Genomic DNA, 18,285 nt, shown 5'->3' with positions numbered 1-18,285 from the left:
GGCAAGACACGATGGCGCGGCGCTCGGGCACGGGGCGCAACCTGCTGTGGCGAGTAGCCTGCTTACACCACGTCGCCGATCAGGACCTCGATGCCCACCTCACCCGCCAACCCCCGTCGCAGCCTCGGCCGCGGCGCCGCCGCCGAGCCGGAACCGGCTGCTGCCCCCGAACAGGCGGCGGACGAAGCCGAACCGGTGGTGGCGGAGGTGCCCGGGGGGACGGGTGGAGCCGAACCGGTGGTGGCGGAGGTGCCCGGGGGGACGGGTGGAGCCGAACCTCCAACCGCCGGCGACCGTTTCACCGTTCGGCTCTCCAACTTCGAGGGGCCGTTCGACCTGCTGCTCCAGCTCATCTCGAAGCACCGGCTCGACGTGACGGAGATCGCGCTGTCGAGGGTCACCAACGAGTTCATGGCGCACATCCACGCGATGGGCCCGGACTGGGACCTCGACCAGACCACGGAGTTCCTGGTGGTCGCGGCCACCCTGCTGGACCTGAAGGCGGCCCGGCTGCTGCCCGCCGCGGAGGTGGAGGACGAGGCGGACCTCGCGCTGCTGGAAGCGCGGGACCTGCTGTTCGCTCGGCTGCTCCAGTACCGCGCGTACAAGCAGATCGCGGCGATCTTCGCGGAGCGGCTGGAACAGGAGGCGCTGCGCCACCCCCGTACCGTCGGACTGGAGCCGCAGCACGCGGAGTTGCTGCCGGAGGTGGTGCTGAGCATCGGCCCCGAGCGGTTCGCGCGCCTCGCGGTGAAGGCGATGCAGCCCAAGCCGAAGCCGCAGGTGTACGTGGACCACATCCACGCGCCGCTGGTGAGCGTGCGGGAGCAGGCCGAGCATGTGATCGCGATACTGCGCGAGCGGGGCGCGGCGAGCTTCGGCGAGCTGACCGCCGACGCGGCGGACACGCTCACGGTCGTGGCCCGCTTCCTGGCGCTGCTGGAGCTGTACCGGGAGAAGGCGGTCGCGCTGGACCAGGAGGAGGCGCTGGGCGCGCTCCAGGTGCGCTGGACGGGCACGGCCGAGGACGCGGCGCCCCTGGTGACCGACGAGTTCGACCAGGAGGCCGCCACGGCGGGCAGCCGTACGGAGGCCGGTCGTACGGAGGCCGGTCGTCCCGGGGGCGGCCGTACCGCGGGCGGCCCTGCCGCGGGCGCTCAGGCCGCCGCCGCTGCCGACGACACCACCGAGCCCGGCGCCGCCGGGAAGGGAGAGCAGTGATGACCGACGTGACCGACCTCACGCGAGCCGCCGCCGGAGCCGCTGCCGCCGCCGGTGAGGCCGCCCCGGCCGGGCTGCTCGCCGCCGCGACGGCCGAGCTGGAGCTGAAGCCGGCGCTGGAGGCGGTGCTGATGGTGGTGGACGAGCCCGCGACCGAGGAGCACCTGGCGAAGGTGCTGGGGCGGCCGCGGCGGGCGGTCGGCAAGGCGCTGCGCGAGCTGTCCGACGACTACACCCGCGAGGGCCGGGGCTTTGACCTGCGGCTGGTCGCGGGCGGCTGGCGCTTCTACACCCGGCCGGCCTTCTCGCCGGCGGTGGAGAGCTTCGTGCTGGACGGCCAGCAGGCCCGGCTGACCCAGGCCGCGCTGGAGACGCTGGCCGTGGTGGCGTACCGGCAGCCGGTGAGCCGGTCCCGGGTCTCGGCGGTGCGCGGAGTGAACTGCGACGGCGTGATGCGCACCCTGCTCCAGCGCGGGCTGGTGGAGGAAGGTGGGACGGAACCCGAGACAGGTGCGATCCTGTACAGGACGACGAACTACTTCCTGGAACGTATGGGCCTGCGCAGCCTTGACGAGCTGCCCGAGCTCGCCCCGTTCCTGCCGGAGGCGGAAGCGGTCGAGGCGGAGTCCGCGGAAGGACTCCCGTCCTTCGACCCGGACGCCCCGGACGATCCACCGACGAACTCGAACTCGATCACCTCGATTACGGAACCTTGATGCGAAGCAGCGACAGGAACAGCGGCGGCAACCGGAAACCCCGCGGCGGCAGCGGCGGCGGCTCCGCCGACCGGCGCGGCGAGGAGCCGGGGCGTCCCCGCAAGCCGCGTCCGGAGGAGCGCCGCTACGACGTCGGCGGCACCGGCCAGTCCGGTGCGAACAAGCCCGGCGGCATGCCCCGCACCAAGGACGCGGGCGGTGCCAAGCCCGGTGCCCGGCCGACCGGCAACCGCGGCCGTAAGCCGGTCCCGGCCCGGCCGCGCGAACTCGATGCCCAGATCGAGCAGCGCAACCGCGAGCGGCACAACAAGCCGCAGGTCAAGACGCCCAAGACCTTCCCCGGCGCCGAGCAGGAGGGCGAGCGGCTGCAGAAGGTGCTGGCCAGGGCCGGCATGGGCTCGCGGCGGGCCTGCGAGGAACTGATCGAGCAGCACCGCGTCGAGGTGAACGGCGAGATCGTCACCGAGCAGGGCATGCGGGTCGACCCCGACCACGACGAGGTGAAGGTCGACGGGCTCACCGTCGCCACGCAGTCGTACCTGTTCTTCGCGCTCAACAAGCCGGCCGGTGTGGTCTCCACCATGGAGGACCCCGACGGGCGGCAGTGCCTCGGCGACTACGTCACCAACCGCGACACCCGGCTCTTCCACGTCGGCCGGCTCGACACCGAGACCGAGGGCCTGATCCTGCTCACCAACCACGGCGAGCTGGCCCACCGGCTGACACACCCGCGCTACGGCGTGAAGAAGACCTATCTCGCCGCCATCCAGGGCCCGTTGCCCCGCGACCTGGGCAAGCAGCTCAAGAGCGGCATCGAGCTGGAGGACGGCTGGGCGCGCGCCGACCACTTCCGGATCGTGCAGAACACCGGCAAGAACTACCTGGTCGAGGTCACCCTCCACGAGGGCCGCAAGCACATCGTCCGCCGCATGCTCTCCGAGGCCGGCTTTCCCGTCGACAAGCTGGTGCGTACCAGCTTCGGGCCGATCCCCCTCGGCGACCAGAAGTCCGGCTGGCTGCGCCGCCTCACCAACACCGAGGTCGGCATGCTCATGCGCGAGGTCGACCTGTAGAACGCGACGGGAACGCGACGGCAGGCGCCCCCCGGTAAGGGGCGCCCTCCAGGCGGCGGCCACTTACCCGTGTCCGCCGCCTCGCCACGCGTCCGCGTCTGGCGGTTGGATGGGCGCATGACCGCGCCCGCCTCCTCCTCCGCCGCCCCCGTCGCCGCCCTGGCCACACTCTCCGCCGCACAGGTGCCCGACCTCGCCCCCGCCGTCAGCGATCTGCTGGGCAGCGGCCCCGAGCCGCTGTTCGTCACCGTCTCCGGCGCGCACCTGTACGGGTTCCCCTCCCAGGACTCCGACGTCGACCTGCGCGGGGTGCACCTGCTGCCGCTGCGCGAGGTGATCGGCCTGCACGAGGGCGAGCCGACCCGGACCCGGATGTGGCAGCGCGGGAGTCTCGACCTGGACCTGGTCACCCACGACCTGCTGAAGTTCGTCCGGCTGATGCTGCGCCGCAACGGCTACGTGCTGGAGCAGCTGCTCTCCCCGCTGGTCGTCCACACCACCGACGTCCACGCCGAGCTCGCCGCGCTGGCGCCCGGCGTGATCACCGCCGGCCACGCCCACCACTACCGCGGCTTCGCCGCCACCCAGTGGCGTCTGCACCTCAAGAACGGCGAACTCAAGCCGCTCCTCTACACGTTCCGGGTGCTGCTCACCGGCATCCACCTGATGCGCACCGGGCACGTGCTGGCCCACCTCCCCACCCTCCTGGCGGAAGTACCCGAGGCGCCCGCCTACCTCCCGGACCTGGTCACGGCCAAGGCCGAGGCCGAGCACGCGCCCACCCCCGAACTGCCCGCGGGTCGGCTCGGCGCCGACGTCGAAGCCCTGCACGGCACCCTGACCGCTGCCCAGGACGCCTCCCGACTCCCGGACCGCCCCACCGCCCAGGACGCTCTCCACGACCTGGTGGTCCGCACCCGTGAGGCCGCCGTTTGAGCGCGAGCGGCTGGAAGGAGCGGCTACGAGGAGCGGCTGACGTCGGGCACCAGCGGCGGCAGGGCGGGGGAGGCGGAGGTGCCGCGGACGCGGATCAGGAAGTCCTCGACGCGGGTGCGGTCCGGCTCGGGCGGGAGAGGGGTGCGGCTGGAGGCGGCGTCGATCTCCTCGTGGAGGGTGCGGGTCCAGGCGCGGATCTCGTCCCAGCCGAGTTCGCCGCGCTTGACCGCGAGGAGGCGGTCGCGGTGCTCGCTCGCGTCGATGCCGAGCCGGCCGGTGCGCAGCAGGTCGCGGCAGCTCAGCAGCAGCCGCAGCAGGTGCATCGCGTGCTTCGAGCGGGGCCGGCCGTGGGTGCGCAGGTCCGCTTCGAGCTTGCCGAGCTGCTGGGCGGCGTACCCGCGGAAGGAGGCCTCGGCGCGGCGGGAGAGGAACGCGCCACGCAGGTCGAGCAGTTCGCGGCCGGTCGCGTCGACGTGCTCGACGATGGAGGAGTGCAGGCACTCCAGCACGTTCGGGTTGCCGCGCAGCGCGAGCACGCAGAAGCGCTCCAGCTCCCAGGAGAACTGCTCGTCCCGCGGTCCGGTGACATGGGTGGGCGGCTTGTCCAGCCGCCAGAACAGCGGGGTCGGCGCCACGAACACCCCGCGCCGGTCCGTGTCGCTGGCGTCCGTGGCCAGTCCGAAGGCGCGCGAGCCCATCACGCACGCGTAGACCGTGTGGTCCCTGACCAGTTGGTGCCCCACGTCGTCCCCCAGCGAATCGCGCATGAGGGCGATTATGGTCATCTCATCGGACCGGGCGCGCGATTTTCACGTTCCCCGCGGTGACCACGGGCGACCCGCAACGGGCGGGGCTGGTGGGACGCCAGGGAAGACCGGGGCCCCGCCGTGCGGCTCCGCCCCGTCTCGGTCCGCGGTCCGCCCCGCGCCGGCGCCGCGCCGTGGCTACGCTGGTCGCGGACCGTACCGCCGGCCCGTACTCCCGCCGCCGCACCCCGCAAGGACACCTTCGTGAGGACCGCCCTCGTCATCGGAACCGGCCTGATGGGCACGTCGGCCGCGCTCGCCCTCAGCGACCGCGGTGTCGACGTGTACCTGAGGGACCACGACGAATCCGCAGCGCGTACCGCGGAGGCGCTCGGCGCGGGCTCCTCGGGGCAGCCGCCGCACCCCGTGGACCTGGTGATCGTGGCGGTGCCGCCCGCCCATGTGGCCACCACCCTCGCCGAGGTGATCGCTGAGGGCCTGGGCCGCGGGTACCTGGACGTGGCCAGCGTCAAGGGCGGCCCGCGCCGCGAGCTGGACGCCGCGGGCTGCGACCTGACCCGCTACATCGGCACCCACCCCATGGCCGGCCGGGAGCGCTCCGGCCCGCTGGCGGCGAGCGCCGACCTCTTCGAGGGCCGCCCCTGGGTGCTCACCCCCACCGCGGGCACCGACACCGAGGTGCTCAACCTCGCCCTGGAACTGGTCGCCCTGTGCCGCGCGGTCCCCGTCGTGATGGACGCCGACGCGCACGACCGCGCCGTCGCGCTCGTCTCGCACACCCCGCAGCTCGTCTCCAGCATGGTCGCCGCCCGCCTGGAACACGCCGAGGACGCCGCCGTACGCCTGTGCGGGCAGGGCATCCTCGACGTCACCCGCGTCGCCGGGTCGGAGCCGGGCATGTGGATGGACATCCTGGCCGCCAACCCCGGTCCGGTCGCCGATGTGCTCGACGCCCTGGCCACCGACCTCACCGAGACCGTCACCGCGCTGCGCTCCCTGCAGTCCGCCGACGACGACAAGCGGCGCGGCGGCGCGGCCGGCATCGAGGACATCCTGCGCCGGGGCAACGCCGGCCGTGCCAAGGTCCCCGGCAAGCACGGCGCCGCCCCCAAGCCGTACGAGATCGTCGCCGTGCTCATCGGCGACCAGCCCGGCGAGCTGGCCCGGCTCTTCGCGGACGCGGGCGCCGCGGGCGTCAACATCGAGGACGTGCGGATCGAGCACTCCACCGGGCAGCAGGCGGGCCTGGTGAACCTGACGGTCGAGCCGCGCAGCGCCACCGTCCTGTCGGCGGCGCTGCGGGAGCGCGGCTGGGCGCTGCGGCAGTAGCCGCGGTCGGGGCCCGCCCGGCCCGGCCGACCGGTTCCGCTACGCCCTGCGCCCGGCGCGGCCCGGCCCTTCGCCCGGCGCGGCAGCCCGGCGCGGCCCGGCCCCGCCCGGCCGGGGTGGCGCTGGGCCACCCGGGGGGCCGGTAACCTTGAGGGATGGCATCCGGCGCCCGCCGGCCCGCCCGCACCCGCATCCGTGCACGAGGAAGGCCACCCGCTGTGTCAAATCCGGTGATCGTCGCGATCGACGGCCCCTCCGGCACGGGCAAGTCCAGCACGTCCAGGGCGGTCGCGTCCCGGCTGGGCCTCAGCTACCTGGACACGGGCGCGCAGTACCGCGCGATCACCTGGTGGATGCTGACCAACGGCGTGGACGTCGGCGACCCGCTGGCCATCGCCGACCAGGCGGGCAAGCCGGCGATCGTGGCCGGCACCGACCCGGCCGCCCCCGCGATCACCGTGGACGGCCTGGACGCCTCCGGCCCGATCCGCACCCAGGAGGTCACCGCCGCGGTCAGCGCGGTGAGCGCCGTCCCCGAGGTGCGCACCCGGATGGTGGAGATCCAGCGTGCCGCGGCCGCCGCCGCGCCCGCCGGCATCGTGGTCGAGGGCCGTGACATCGGCACCACCGTGCTGCCCGACGCCACCGTCAAGATCTTCCTCACCGCCTCCGCCGAGGTCCGCGCCGCCCGCCGCAGCGGCGAGCTGAAGGGCGCGCAGTCCGTCGCCGACACCCAGGCCGCCCTGGTCCGGCGCGACGCCGCCGACTCCGGCCGCAAGACCTCGCCGCTGGCCAAGGCCGACGACGCCATAGAGGTCGACACCAGCGAGCTCACCCTCGAGCAGGTCGTCGAGCAGGTCGTCGCACTGGTCGGGGAGAAGCGAGCGGCTCGGTGAGTACGCAGCGCGAGACCCTGGCGGCGCCCGCGGCACCGGCGGGCGCGCCGGCCGCGCCGCCGCTGCCCAGCGCGCGCGGCGCCGCGGTGGCCCGCGGCATCGGCATCGGGCTGATGAACGGCCTGTGGCGTCCCCGGGTGCTCGGCGACTGGCGGCTGCCGGCGCACGGCCCGGTCATCCTCGCGGGCAACCACAGCCACAACGTCGACGGGCCGATGCTGATCGGCACCTGCCCGCGCCCCCTGCACTTCCTGGTGAAGAAGGAGGCGTTCGTCGGCCCGCTCGACCTGTTCCTGCGCTCCATCGGCCAGGTCAAGGTCGACCGCTCCGGCGCCGACCGCGGTGCGATCACCGCGGCGCTCGGCGTGCTGGAGCAGGGCGGCGTGCTGGGCATCTTCCCCGAGGGCACCCGCGGCGACGGCGACTTCGCCCAGCTGCGGGCCGGGCTGGCGTACTTCGCGGTGCGCTCGGGCGCCCCGGTCGTCCCGGTCGCCGTCCTCGGCAGCGCCCGCCGCGGCCGGCTGGTCGGCGGGCTGCCGCCGCTGCGCGCCCGGATCGACGTCGTCTACGGCGAGCCCTTCGAGGCCGGCGACGGCAGCGGGCGGCGGACCCGTACCGCGCTCGACGAAGCCACCACCCGCATCCAGGCGCACCTGTCCGCGCACCTCGCCGAGGCCAGGCGGGCCACCGGCCGGGCGTGACCCGGGCCCGGCCGGCCGACCCGGCCCGCGGGCCGCGCGCCGCCCGGCCGCACCGGGAACGGCGCCCACGTACTTCTTGCTGATCGACGGAGAGACCTCATGGACCAGGGATACGAACACGGCGACGCCGACGCGCTCGGCGACGCCGAATACGCCGAGTTCATGCAGCTCGCCGAGGAGGAGGGCTTCGACCCGGAGGAGGTCGCCGACGACCTCGCGGAGGCCGGCCACGGCCCGCTTCCGGTGCTCGCGGTCGTCGGCCGACCCAATGTCGGCAAGTCGACACTGGTGAACCGGATCATCGGCCGCCGCGAGGCCGTCGTGGAGGACCGCCCCGGCGTCACCCGCGACCGCGTCAGCTACGAGGCGAACTGGAACGGCCGGCGCTTCAAGCTGGTCGACACCGGCGGCTGGGAGCAGGACGTGCTCGGCATCGACGCGTCCGTTGCCGCGCAGGCCGAGTTCGCGATCGAGGCGGCCGACGCGGTGGTCTTCGTGGTCGACGCGACCGTGGGCGCCACCGACACCGACGAGGCGGTCGTGAAGCTGCTGCGCCGGGCCGGCAAGCCCGTGGTGCTGGCCGCCAACAAGGTGGACGGCCCCTCCGGCGAGGCCGACGCGTACGCGCTGTGGAGCCTCGGCCTGGGCGAGCCCCACCCGATCTCGTCGCTGCACGGCCGCGGCACCGGCGACCTGCTGGACGCGATCATGGAGGCGCTGCCCGAGGCGCCCGCGATGACCTTCGGCGAGGCCCTCGGCGGCCCGCGCCGGGTCGCGCTGATCGGCCGCCCCAACGTCGGCAAGTCGTCGCTGCTGAACAAGGTGGCCGGCAGCGACCGGGTGGTCGTCAACGAGGTCGCGGGCACCACCCGCGACCCGGTCGACGAGCTGATCCAGCTCGGCGGCGTGACCTGGAAGTTCATCGACACCGCGGGCATCCGGCGGCGGGTGCACCTCACCGAGGGCGCCGACTACTACGCCTCCCTGCGCACCGCGGCTGCGCTGGAGAAGGCCGAGGTCGCGGTGATCCTGGTCGACGCGAGCGAGACGCTCACCGAGCAGGACACCCGGATCATCTCGATGGCGGTCGAGGCCGGCCGGGCCGTCGTCATCGCGTACAACAAGTGGGACCTGATGGAGGAGGAGCGCCGCTACTACCTGGAACGCGAGATCGAGCGCGACCTCGTCCAGGTGCAGTGGGCGCCCCGGGTCAACGTCTCGGCACGGACCGGGCGGCACATGGAGAAGCTGGTCCCGGCGATCGAGACCGCGCTGGCCGGCTGGGAGACCCGGGTGCCGACCGGACGGCTGAACGTGTTCCTCGGCGAGCTGGTCTCCGGCCACCCGCACCCGATCCGCGGGGGCAAGCAGCCGCGCATCCTGTTCGGCACCCAGGCGGGCACCCGGCCGCCGCGCTTCGTGCTCTTCGCGTCCGGCTTCCTGGAGGCGGGCTACCGCCGGTTCGTCGAGCGCCGACTGCGCGAGGAGTTCGGCTTCGAGGGCACGCCGATCCAGGTGTCGGTGCGGGTGCGGGAGAAGCGGGGCCGGAAGAAGTAACGGCGCCGCGGGCCGCGGTGGTACGAGCCGCGGCCCACGGTCCTCCCGGCGCGTATCGGCGGTCGCGGCGGTCGCGCTGGTTCTCGGCGGTCGCCGCGCCGGGCCGTTGCCGGATGTGCCCGTGCCGCCCGCCGGCTCCCGCTACCGCATCCGGTTGTCGCCGCGGCCCGGGGGCAGTGCCGCCGGGCCGTCGCCGTTCGCACCGCCACGCCGCCCGGTCCGGCCGCCGGGCCCGTTCGCGGCGCCGCCTGAGCCGTTCGCCCCGCCGCCCGGGCCGCCGTTCGCCCCGCTCACCCCGCCGTTTCCGGTCCCGGCCGCGCCGCCCGGGTCACCGCGGTGGCGGCCGCCCGGCGCGAAGGGCGGGTACTCCGCGTGCCAGGCCGCGAACCCCTTGAACTGCAGCGATTCCTCGCCGCTGCGATCACCGGGGAGGGTCCGGAACAGCCTGCGGTATTCCGAGTACAGCGCATCGTAGATCGGCGTGTTCGACGCACCGCCTCCGGTCGCGTCCTGCGCCGTGCGCATGGACGGGATGTAGCGCTGGTAAGGGGCTCGGGAGGAGGCGTCGAAGCTGTACACGTAACTGCCAACGACCCGGCGCCGGGCGGGATGCGGGCCGCGCGGTTGAATTGCCGATCTTTGACCAGGTCAACAGGGTGTTGGCGGTATTGGCGGCGGGCGGACGCGCGAGGGGCGCGCACAGCGTGCTGTGCGCGCCCCTCGATCGGTGGAATGCTCTGACGATCCGCTGATCAGGTTGCGCTGATCAGGTTCCGGACAGTGGCATGGCGGCCGCGACGAGCTGGCCGCGCGAGCAGGCCCGGGCCAGCGCGTCCCGCATCAGGTCCTCGCGCGGCTGGCGACCGATCGAGCCGGCCGGGCCCGCGTACACGTACACCTCGTTCCCGCGCTGCACCGCGGCCCGCCAGCCGTCGCTGACCTGGAGCGGCTGGTGCGCCTGCCACCAGGCCGCGGCGGGGCCGCCGTTGGCGCCCGGCTGGAGCACGGCGTGCAGCTTGCCCATGGCCAGCAGCACCGACCAGCCCGGCAGCGGCGACGGCCGTGCCTCCAGGTCGAGTTGGGGCACGAAGCCCTGCTCGATGAGGAGCGGCAGGAAGTCGTCGCCGCCGCCGGTGGAGCCGACCCGGGCGACCGGACCGGTCGGCTCGACGACCAGTGCCGGGCGGAGCTGGTCCTCCACGATGATCAGACCGCAGGTGATGCCCAGCACCGCCTGCCGGGGCGCGAGGTCGAGGTCGGGCACGGCGGGGGTGTCGGCGGTCCGGCCACCCGCGCCCTGGCCACCTGCCGCGCCACCGCCCGCGGGCCCGCCGTACGGCTCGGTGCGCGGCTCGGCGTGCGGCGGCGGCCCGCCGGGGAGGCCCGCGCCGGGGCTCTCCGCGAGCGTGCCGCCGGAGATGCTGGCCACCGCACCCTGCAACTGGGCCTCGGACACCGGCACGACCTGCGAGGGGATGCACGCGGCGTGCGCGAAGGCCAGCACGGCGGTCTCGTCGCCCACGAACAGCACGGTGCTGGTCCGCTCCTGCCCGCTGTCACCGGGCGTGCGGCAGGACGTGCAGTCGTACGTGCCCGGCGAGCTCTCGCCGGTGAGGAGCCGCTGGGTCTCCTCGTCGCCGATCTCGGCTCGTACCTCATCACTCACGTCGAGCATGGGCGCCACGGAGTCTCCTTGGAAGTGCGGTGCTGCGGTCACGAATGCGGGCCGAAGGCTCGGCCGCCGGGCGGGTCCCGGCGCACTGTGACAACGGACGGCCCGCGCGGGGGGTCACGGTTTGCGGGGTACGGGTTGCCTCGCGCGTGTGCGCCATACGGGTGAGGTGCGGGGCCTGGCGGGCCGTGCCAGCCGAGTTCCGGGGTGGGGCCGTGCTTAGCGTGGCCCGATGATCGAACTGTCGAACTTGTCGGACTCATCTGATTTGTCAGCCCCGCCAGCTCAGCCGGTTCAGTCACCTCAGCCAGCGCTGCCGGACGGGTCGGCCCAGACTACGGCCCGGAGCGCCGGGACCGCCCAGCCACCCCAAGTCGCGCAGGCGGCCCGGACGGCGCCTCCGAGCCGGTCCCGCACGGAGGAGTCCGGGGCGGTGGAGCCCGGGGCGCAGGGGGCGTGGCCGGAGCGCCCGGCCTGGCCCGCCCAGGACGTCCCGCGGGGCGAGGCGTGGGGCGCCGCGGGCCGCTCGCGCCACCTCGGCGGCGTCCGCCGTATCACCCTCGCGCGCATCCGCGGCCCGCGTGCCGCCGCCGCGGTCGCCGTGCTCGGCGCGTGCGCCCTGCTCCCGCTGGTGACCCAGCCCGCCGCCGCGGCACCCGCCGCCCAGAAGTCCGCGGTGGCCCCCGGCCGTTCGCGGCCCGCCGACCCCGCGGCCCCTGCGGCCTCTACGGTCCCGCTCGCCACTGCGATGTCCGCCGCTGCCGCTCCGGCTGCTGCTCATGCCGCTGCCGCGCCTGCCGTCGCCGCTGCCGCTACCACCCACGCCTCGCCGACGACCGCCGCGGCCCCGCGCGTGGTCACGTTCACCCGGCAGCGCTCGGTCTGGGACGACCTGGCGATGTGCGAGAGCAGCGGCAACTGGCAGATCAACAGCGGCAACAGCTTCTACGGCGGCCTCCAGTTCTGGCAGCCCACCTGGGAGTTGTTCGGCGGCCTGAAGTACGCGCGTCGCGCGGACCTGGCCACGCCCCAGCACCAGATCGACATCGCCGAGGCGGTGCTGCGGGTGCAGGGCTGGAGCGCCTGGCCGGCGTGCTCGCGGCGCATCGGGATGAGCGGCTTCAAGCACATCGTGCACACCGTGCAGCCCGATGAGACCCTGGCGGGCATCGCCCGCTCCTACGACGTGGACGGCGGCTGGCAGCGGCTGTACGAGCTCAACAAGAGCCTGATCGGTTCCGATCCGAACCGGCTGCTGCCGGGAGCGGTCCTCACCGTCAACTGACCGCCGGCCATCCGGCGAACCCCTCGACGTGTACGGGGCCGGCGGGATTCCGCCGACCCCGCACGCGTGGCCGGGACACCGATCGCATCCGGCCGCGGTTAACTTGTCGGTGTCCGGTAAACCACCGGAATTGACGGTTTTTTTGTGCGGGGACTGTGCGGAACATGTGTGCGCCCGTCGCCGTACGCCGTGCGGCTATTGCACCGAATACCGTTGCGGCCATGGGACCGCTACCGAACCCGCCTGACCGGAATCCGGACGACGACCTCGACGCCTATGTCGGCCTCACCGCGGCGGAAGCGGAAGCCCGGGCCCGGGAGCGCGGCTGGACCACGCTCCGCAGCCTGCCGCCCGGGACGGTGGTGACGATGGAGTACGTCCTCGGGCGGCTGAACTTCATCGTGGCCGAGGGCCGTGTGCAGCGCTGCTGGCTTGGCTGAGTGGCGGCACCGGGCGGGCCGACTGCCGGTCCACCGGCCGCCGGCGGGAGCCGACCGCGCCGGGAGGAGTGCGCTCGCCGCGCACCGTGGGCGGACGGCTCGGGGTGTGCCCGCCGCCGGGCGCCGTGGACGTTGCCGAGACGGCCGCCGACGACGGCGGCTGAACTTCATCGTGGCCGAGGGCCGTGTGCAGCGCTGCTGGCTTGGCTGAGTGGCGGCACCGGGCGGGCCGACTGCCGGTCCACCGGCCGCCGGCGGGAGCCGACCGCGCCGGGAGGAGTGCGCTCGCCGCGCACCGTGGGCGGACGGCTCGGGGTGTGCCCGCCGCCGGGCGCCGTGGACGTTGCCGAGACGGCCGCCGACGACACGGACGCCGAGGGAGCCGAGGACGCGGCGACACCCGCGGGCGCGGTGACGGCGGAGGGCCCCACGGGCGCGGCCGAGGCGCCGGACGGCGCGGTGACCTGCGCGGTCGAGCCCACCGTCTCGCGGTCCGGCTCGCCGCCCCCGCTGGGGCGGCCGGGCAGGGCGGGAGCGGCCGGCAGCGCCGTCCCCGGAGCCGTACGCCGTGTGCGCCGGCCTCGGACGCGGTGCCAGCCGCCGGTGATCCAGTCCTCGGCCTTGGCCATGAACGGCTCGAACCACGGCAGCGCCAGCAGGATCAGCAGCCCCGCCGCCCACCCGAGCAGCACATCGCTCACCCAGTGGGTTCCCAGGTAGACGGTGGTCGCGCCGACGCCGAGCGCCAGCAGCGCACTGGCGATCGAACCCCAGCGCCGGGCTCGCGGAGTTGTGGCGAGATAGGCCAGTACGCCCCAGGTCACCACCGCATTGGCGGTATGCCCGGAAGGAAATATATCGCCGCCGGCGAACATCTCCGCGGAGCCGACGGTCGTCGCGTAATGCGGACCGAGCCGGCCGAGGCCGTATTTCACGGCCCCCACGGTGATGTTGAGCAGCAGCAGCGAGGTGCCGAGCACCAGCAGGGGGTGCAGGGTGCGGTGGCGCCAGGCGCGCCAGCCGAGCCAGGCGAGCACCATCACGGCGGTGGGGCCGCGCTGGCCGAGGACGACGAAGTAGTCCAGGAACGCGTGAATCTGCGGCCACTGCTTGTAGGGGCGCCACAGCATGACCTGCCAGTCGAGCGTCACCAGCTTCGAGGTGGTGACCACGCCGACCACGATCGCGACGTAGGAGGCGACGGTGAGGCCGAACAGCCACACACGTGTTCGACTCATCCGCGGCAGGCCACGGCTCGCCGGTCGCTCCGCCGCGCGGTCGGGCCCGTTATCGGTACGCACTGAAACGACGTTACAGCGTGTGATGGCATGCAACCGCCTCACGACCGGATTTGTAATGACGATGTGATGTGGAGTGCGTCTCACCACCCCTTTGGCGGACGGTGATTGAGGTGAATGCGAGGGGCCGTGGAGTTTATGTTCGGGTGTTGATACTCACATGCCCATGTTCTTATTCGATACTTATTTCCCTCGAATTTATTCAGGGTTTCCCGCGTGATGGCCGGGCCGGCGCGGGGTGAACGGGCGGGCGGACCGCAGGGCCGGTGCGGGCCCGGCGCCCGGGGTACGGCCGGAACGCGGCGGCTCCGAGGCCGCGCCGCGCCGGCCGGAGGGTGGCGACGACGACTCCGTTGACGGCGCCGATGACAGCGGTCCGGTGCCGCGGCTGCACCGGGCGGGTGGCAGGACACGGGCCAGGCGCGGGCCGGGCGGACGCGGGCGTCCGGCCGGGAGCCGTACCGGTTGTGGTTCTTTCGCGGCCGCTGCTCCGTCCGGGGCGGCCATCACCCTACCGGCGGACACCGCCGCAGGTCGGGCCGGGCACATCCCGGTCACGTACGCTGGCGTTTCACCCGCCCGGGAGTCACGGAGTCAGCCGTGGAGGTACGCCTATGACGCGGCCGGTCAGCCGCTGGACCATCCTCGTCGTGCTGTGCGCGAGCCTGCTGATCGTCGCGCTGGACGCCACCGTGTTGCATGTGGCGGTCCCCGCGCTCACCGAGGATCTGCGGCCCGGCTCACAGGACCTGCTGTGGATCGTCGACGCGTACCCGCTGATCGCCGCGTCGCTGCTGATCCTCTTCGGCACGCTCGGGGACCGGATCGGCCGCCGCCGGGTGCTGCTGATCGGCTACGCGCTCTTCGGCGCCGCCTCGGCGATGGCCGCCTTCGCGCCCACTCCGGACATCCTGATCGCCGCTCGTGCGCTGCTCGGCGCCGGCGGTGCGATGATCATGCCCGCCACGCTGTCGATCCTGCGGCAGGTCTTCCCCGACCGGCGCGAGCGGGCGACGGCGATCGGCGTGTGGAGCGCGGTCGCCGCGGTCGGGGCCGCGGTCGGGCCGGTGCTCGGCGGCTTCCTGGTGGAGCACTTCTGGTGGGGCTCGGTCTTCCTGGTCAACATCCCGCTGATGGCCGTGATGCTGCCGCTCGGCCGGGTGCTGCTGCCCGAGTCGCGCGGCTGCGGCGACGGCCCCTGGGACGTGGTGGGCGCGGCGGCGGCCGCCCTGGGCATCCTGGGCGCGGTCTTCGGGGTCAAGCGGTTCGGCGCCGGCGCGGCCCCCGTGGACCCCACGGTCTGGGTGCCGCTGCTGCTCGGCCTAGCCCTGCTGGTGTTCTTCGTCCGGCGCCAGCGCCGCCTCGCACACCCGCTGATCGACGTGCGGATGTTCGCCCAGGCGGCCTTCTCCACCTCGGTGGGCTGCATCGTGCTGGCCATGCTGGCGCTGGTCGGGCTGGAACTGATCGCGGTGCAGTACCTCCAGCTCGTGCTCGGCCTGAGCCCGCTGGACACCGGGCTGCGCCTGCTGCCGCTCACCTTCGCCGCGATGGCCGGCGGGCTGGCGGGCTCGCGGGCGCTGACCCGCTTCGGGCCGCGCCGGATGGTCGGCGGCGGCTTCCTGCTCACGGCGCTGGCCGTGCTCTCGCTGACCGCGATGGGTCAGCAGGACCGCCCCATGCTGCTCACCGTCGTCTTCGTCGCGCTGGGCTTCGGCCTGGAGGCCACCTTGTTCGGGGCGTACGAGTCGATGCTCAGCCAGGCGCCCGCGCACCGGGCGGGCGGCGCGGCCGCGGTCGGCGAGACCGCGTACCAACTCGGCGCCGGACTGGGCATCGCGCTGCTCGGCAGTGTGATGAACGCCGTCTACGCGCCGCGCGCCCCCGGGATCAGCGCCGCCGACACCACTGCGGCCGACCAGTCCCTGGGCGGTGCGTACGACGTGGCCGACCGGGTCGGCGGCGCCCCGGGCGCGGCGCTGCGACACGCCGCACGGCACTCCTTCGTGCACGGCCTGCATGTGACGCTCGTGGTCAGCGTGGTGCTGCTGCTGTCGGGCGCGTGGGCGGCGAGGCGGCTGCCGCCGGTGATGGAGTGCAGGGTGGGCGAGGAGCGCCTGCCGGGTGCCGAGTCCGCGGCGGAGAACGTCCTCCCTGGTCGCCCTGGCCGTCCCGGCACGGAACCTGCCGCCGATCCAGTGGCGCCTCCCGCCGGGGAACGGCCGTGGCCGGTGCACGCCGAGCGCTCCGCCGTACGCTCCTCCTCCGCGCCCCCGGGCGCCGTACGCTCTGGACGGGCGAGGGACTGAGCCGTAACGTCGGCGCCGAGCCGCGATTACCAGTGCTAGTTTTACGGGCCGGAGGTCCACCCATGTCCCCAGCGTCCAGGGCGCCCTTCGACCCGTACGACCCGCTGGGTCTGGACGATCTGCTCACCGCCGAGGACCGCGCGGTGCGCGACAGCGTGCGCGGGTGGGCCGCCGACCGGGTGCTGCCCCACGTGGCCGGCTGGTACGAGCGCGGCGAACTGCCCGAGATCCGCGAACTCGCGCGTGAACTCGGTTCCCTCGGCGCTCTCGGCATGCAGCTGACCGGTTACGGCTGCGCGGGCGCGAGCGCGGTGCAGTACGGCCTGGCCTGCCTGGAACTGGAGGCCGCCGACTCCGGCATCCGCTCGCTGGTGTCGGTGCAGGGCTCGCTCGCGATGTACGCCATCCACCGCTACGGCTCGGCCGGGCAGAAGGAGCGCTGGCTGCCGTCGATGGCCGCGGGCGAGGTGATCGGCTGCTTCGGGCTGACCGAGCCGGACCACGGCTCCGACCCGGCGGGCATGCGCACCCGGGCGGTCCGGGACGGCTCGGACTGGGTGCTCGACGGCCGCAAGATGTGGATCACCAACGGGTCGGTCGCGGGGGTGGCCGTGGTCTGGGCGGCGACCGAGGAGGGGGTGCGCGGCTTCGTCGTCCCCACCGACACCCCCGGGTTCTCCGCCCCGGAGATCCGTCACAAGTGGAGCCTGCGGGCCTCGGTGACCAGCGAGCTGGTGCTGGACGGCCTACGGCTGCCCGCGGACGCGGTACTCCCCGAGGTCACCGGCCTGCGCGGCCCGCTGAGCTGCCTCAACCACGCGCGCTACGGCATCGTGTGGGGGGCGATGGGTGCGGCCCGGGCGAGCTTCGAGGCGGCGCTGGAGTACGCGCGCGGGCGGGAGCAGTTCGGCCGGCCGATCGGCGCCTTCCAGCTCACCCAGGCGAAGCTCGCCGACATGGCGGTCGAACTGCACAAGGGCATCCTGCTCGCCCACCACCTCGGGCGGCGGATGGACACGGGCACGCTGCGCCCGGAGCAGGTCAGTTTCGGCAAGCTCAACAACGTGCGCGAGGCGATCGAGATCTGCCGCACCGCGCGCACCATCCTGGGCGCCAACGGCATCTCGCTGGAGTACCCGGTGATGCGGCACGCGACCAACCTGGAGTCCGTGCTCACCTACGAGGGCACGGTGGAGATGCACCAACTCGTACTGGGCAAGGCACTCACGGGTTTCGATGCCTTCCGCGGGTGAGGCGTTGCCCACGGAAGGCGGTGGCCACCGGTCCCGGCCGGTGTGCGGCCGGAACCGGTCTCAGTTCTGGTTGAAGAAGCCGTCGCCACCGCGGCGGGAGTCGGCGTTCATCACGGAGTAGTCGGCCGGGGTCAGCAGGAACACCCGGGTGGCCACCCGCTCGATGGACCCGCGCAGGCCGAAGGTCAACCCGGCGGCGAAGTCCACGACGCGCTTGGCGTCGGAGGGCTCCATCGCGGTGAGGTTGACGATCACCGGCACGCCGTCTCGGAACAACTCACCGATACCGCGCGCGTCCCGGAAGCCGTCGGGCGTCACCGTGGCGATCCGCCGGCCCTCCCCCTCGGCCGACTCGGTGGCGATCCGAACCCGCGGGTCGGTCACCCACGTGTCGGCGCGCTCCGGGCCCTCGCCGTAGTCGGCGTACTCCTCGTCGTAGTAACCCTCGCCGCCGTTGTCGTCGACGAGGCCAAGCCAGGCACTCGCCCGTCGAACCGAACCCATGGACGCCTCCTCTCTCGCACGCGGTCTGTACCGTCCGCTTAGTCCTATCGTCATCCATGATGAGGGTGATGCGCCAAGGGGATAGGCGCCACGCAGGCGCTTTGTGACGGTACTGGCACACACGATAGTGGCGCACCGTCAAGCAGGGGCAGGCATCGGAGAGCTGACGATGCGATGGGAACGTCCTCCACGATCGGGTGATTTCGGGGGCCGTACGGCCGTACGGAAGCGGGGGACCGCACCGATAACATGACCGCCGGTCGGGTTCTGAAACCTGACCGAAGGTCAAAGTGCAGGTGGCGGTGGGCGCATGGCGGCCGGCGGACCA

17 protein-coding genes are annotated in these 18,285 nt (G+C 73.7%); 12 read left to right on the top strand and 5 right to left on the bottom strand.

All coding sequences use genetic code 11. The features are described from left to right. Positions 1–90 precede the first annotated feature (90 nt). The 4 genes from OG370_RS09350 to OG370_RS09335 all read left to right on the top strand — a co-directional run bounded on the left by OG370_RS09350 (position 91) and on the right by OG370_RS09335 (position 3,946). Positions 91–1,221, top strand: a complete 1,131-nt coding sequence (locus OG370_RS09350; RefSeq protein WP_328462493.1) for a segregation and condensation protein A — start codon at positions 91–93, stop codon at positions 1,219–1,221. After that, positions 1,221–1,937: an SMC-Scp complex subunit ScpB gene (scpB, locus tag OG370_RS09345; protein ID WP_328462491.1), complete on the top strand. Its 717-nt coding sequence runs from the start codon at positions 1,221–1,223 to the stop codon at positions 1,935–1,937. The genes OG370_RS09350 and scpB overlap by 1 nt, the downstream gene beginning before the upstream one ends. After that, positions 1,937–3,010, top strand: coding sequence for a pseudouridine synthase (locus OG370_RS09340; protein ID WP_328462489.1), 1,074 nt, complete (start codon positions 1,937–1,939; stop codon positions 3,008–3,010). The genes scpB and OG370_RS09340 overlap by 1 nt, the downstream gene beginning before the upstream one ends. 117 nt (positions 3,011–3,127) lie before the next feature. Continuing rightward, positions 3,128–3,946, top strand: coding sequence for a nucleotidyltransferase domain-containing protein (locus OG370_RS09335; RefSeq protein WP_328462487.1), 819 nt, complete (start codon positions 3,128–3,130; stop codon positions 3,944–3,946). A 23-nt stretch (positions 3,947–3,969) separates the two neighbouring features. Here OG370_RS09335 and OG370_RS09330 read toward each other — a convergent pair whose 3' ends face one another. Continuing rightward, on the bottom strand, positions 3,970–4,713 hold the full coding sequence (locus tag OG370_RS09330) for a nucleotidyltransferase domain-containing protein (protein WP_328462485.1): 744 nt from the start codon (positions 4,711–4,713) through the stop codon (positions 3,970–3,972). A gap of 243 nt (positions 4,714–4,956) precedes the next feature. On the opposite strand from OG370_RS09330, the gene OG370_RS09325 reads away from it, so the two are divergent. The 4 genes from OG370_RS09325 (at position 4,957) to der (ending at position 9,196) form a co-directional block, all read left to right on the top strand. Beyond that, positions 4,957–6,042, top strand: a complete 1,086-nt coding sequence (locus OG370_RS09325) for a prephenate dehydrogenase (protein WP_328462483.1) — start codon at positions 4,957–4,959, stop codon at positions 6,040–6,042. Between the two features lie 218 nt (positions 6,043–6,260). After that, positions 6,261–6,938 carry a (d)CMP kinase gene (cmk, locus tag OG370_RS09320; protein ID WP_328462481.1) on the top strand — a complete coding sequence of 226 codons (678 nt, stop codon included), beginning with the start codon at positions 6,261–6,263 and terminating at the stop codon, positions 6,936–6,938. Between the two features lie 113 nt (positions 6,939–7,051). After that, positions 7,052–7,639, top strand: a complete 588-nt coding sequence (locus tag OG370_RS09315) for a lysophospholipid acyltransferase family protein (RefSeq protein WP_328473928.1) — start codon at positions 7,052–7,054, stop codon at positions 7,637–7,639. Positions 7,640–7,738: 99 nt separating this feature from the next. After that, entirely contained in the window at positions 7,739–9,196 is a 1,458-nt protein-coding gene (gene der, locus OG370_RS09310) for a ribosome biogenesis GTPase Der (protein ID WP_328462479.1), read from the top strand. Positions 9,197–9,337: 141 nt separating this feature from the next. On the opposite strand, the gene OG370_RS09305 is transcribed toward der, so the two are convergent. Continuing rightward, positions 9,338–9,721 (bottom strand): hypothetical protein, encoded by a 384-nt coding sequence (locus OG370_RS09305; RefSeq protein WP_328462477.1) that lies wholly within the window; start codon positions 9,719–9,721, stop codon positions 9,338–9,340. A gap of 241 nt (positions 9,722–9,962) precedes the next feature. Further along, the gene (locus OG370_RS09300) at positions 9,963–10,880 is read right to left on the bottom strand and encodes a hypothetical protein (protein ID WP_328462475.1); all 918 of its coding nucleotides are present in this window, start codon (positions 10,878–10,880) and stop codon (positions 9,963–9,965) included. A gap of 421 nt (positions 10,881–11,301) precedes the next feature. On the opposite strand from OG370_RS09300, the gene OG370_RS09295 reads away from it, so the two are divergent. After that, positions 11,302–12,153: a LysM peptidoglycan-binding domain-containing protein gene (locus tag OG370_RS09295; protein ID WP_328462473.1), complete on the top strand. Its 852-nt coding sequence runs from the start codon at positions 11,302–11,304 to the stop codon at positions 12,151–12,153. A 221-nt stretch (positions 12,154–12,374) separates the two neighbouring features. Continuing rightward, complete coding sequence (locus OG370_RS09290; RefSeq protein WP_328462471.1) at positions 12,375–12,593, top strand: I78 family peptidase inhibitor; 219 nt, start codon at positions 12,375–12,377, stop codon at positions 12,591–12,593. Positions 12,594–12,760: 167 nt separating this feature from the next. Here the strand turns inward: OG370_RS09290 and OG370_RS09285 are convergent, their stop codons facing one another. Next, the gene (locus tag OG370_RS09285; RefSeq protein ID WP_443060637.1) at positions 12,761–13,831 is read right to left on the bottom strand and encodes a phosphatase PAP2 family protein; all 1,071 of its coding nucleotides are present in this window, start codon (positions 13,829–13,831) and stop codon (positions 12,761–12,763) included. Between the two features lie 674 nt (positions 13,832–14,505). Between OG370_RS09285 and OG370_RS09280 the strand changes: the two genes are divergently transcribed. Together OG370_RS09280 and OG370_RS09275 are read left to right on the top strand one after the other, a co-directional pair. Beyond that, positions 14,506–16,200 (top strand): MFS transporter, encoded by a 1,695-nt coding sequence (locus OG370_RS09280; RefSeq protein ID WP_328462467.1) that lies wholly within the window; start codon positions 14,506–14,508, stop codon positions 16,198–16,200. A 62-nt stretch (positions 16,201–16,262) separates the two neighbouring features. Beyond that, complete coding sequence (locus tag OG370_RS09275) at positions 16,263–17,453, top strand: acyl-CoA dehydrogenase family protein (protein WP_328462465.1); 1,191 nt, start codon at positions 16,263–16,265, stop codon at positions 17,451–17,453. A 60-nt stretch (positions 17,454–17,513) separates the two neighbouring features. Here OG370_RS09275 and OG370_RS09270 read toward each other — a convergent pair whose 3' ends face one another. After that, the gene (locus OG370_RS09270; protein WP_328462463.1) at positions 17,514–17,957 is read right to left on the bottom strand and encodes a cell division protein SepF; all 444 of its coding nucleotides are present in this window, start codon (positions 17,955–17,957) and stop codon (positions 17,514–17,516) included. Positions 17,958–18,285 lie beyond the last annotated feature (328 nt).

Source organism: Streptomyces sp. NBC_00448 (assembly GCF_036014115.1).
Classification (GTDB): domain Bacteria; phylum Actinomycetota; class Actinomycetes; order Streptomycetales; family Streptomycetaceae; genus Actinacidiphila.
This window is presented reverse-complemented; position numbering and strand designations above follow the sequence as displayed.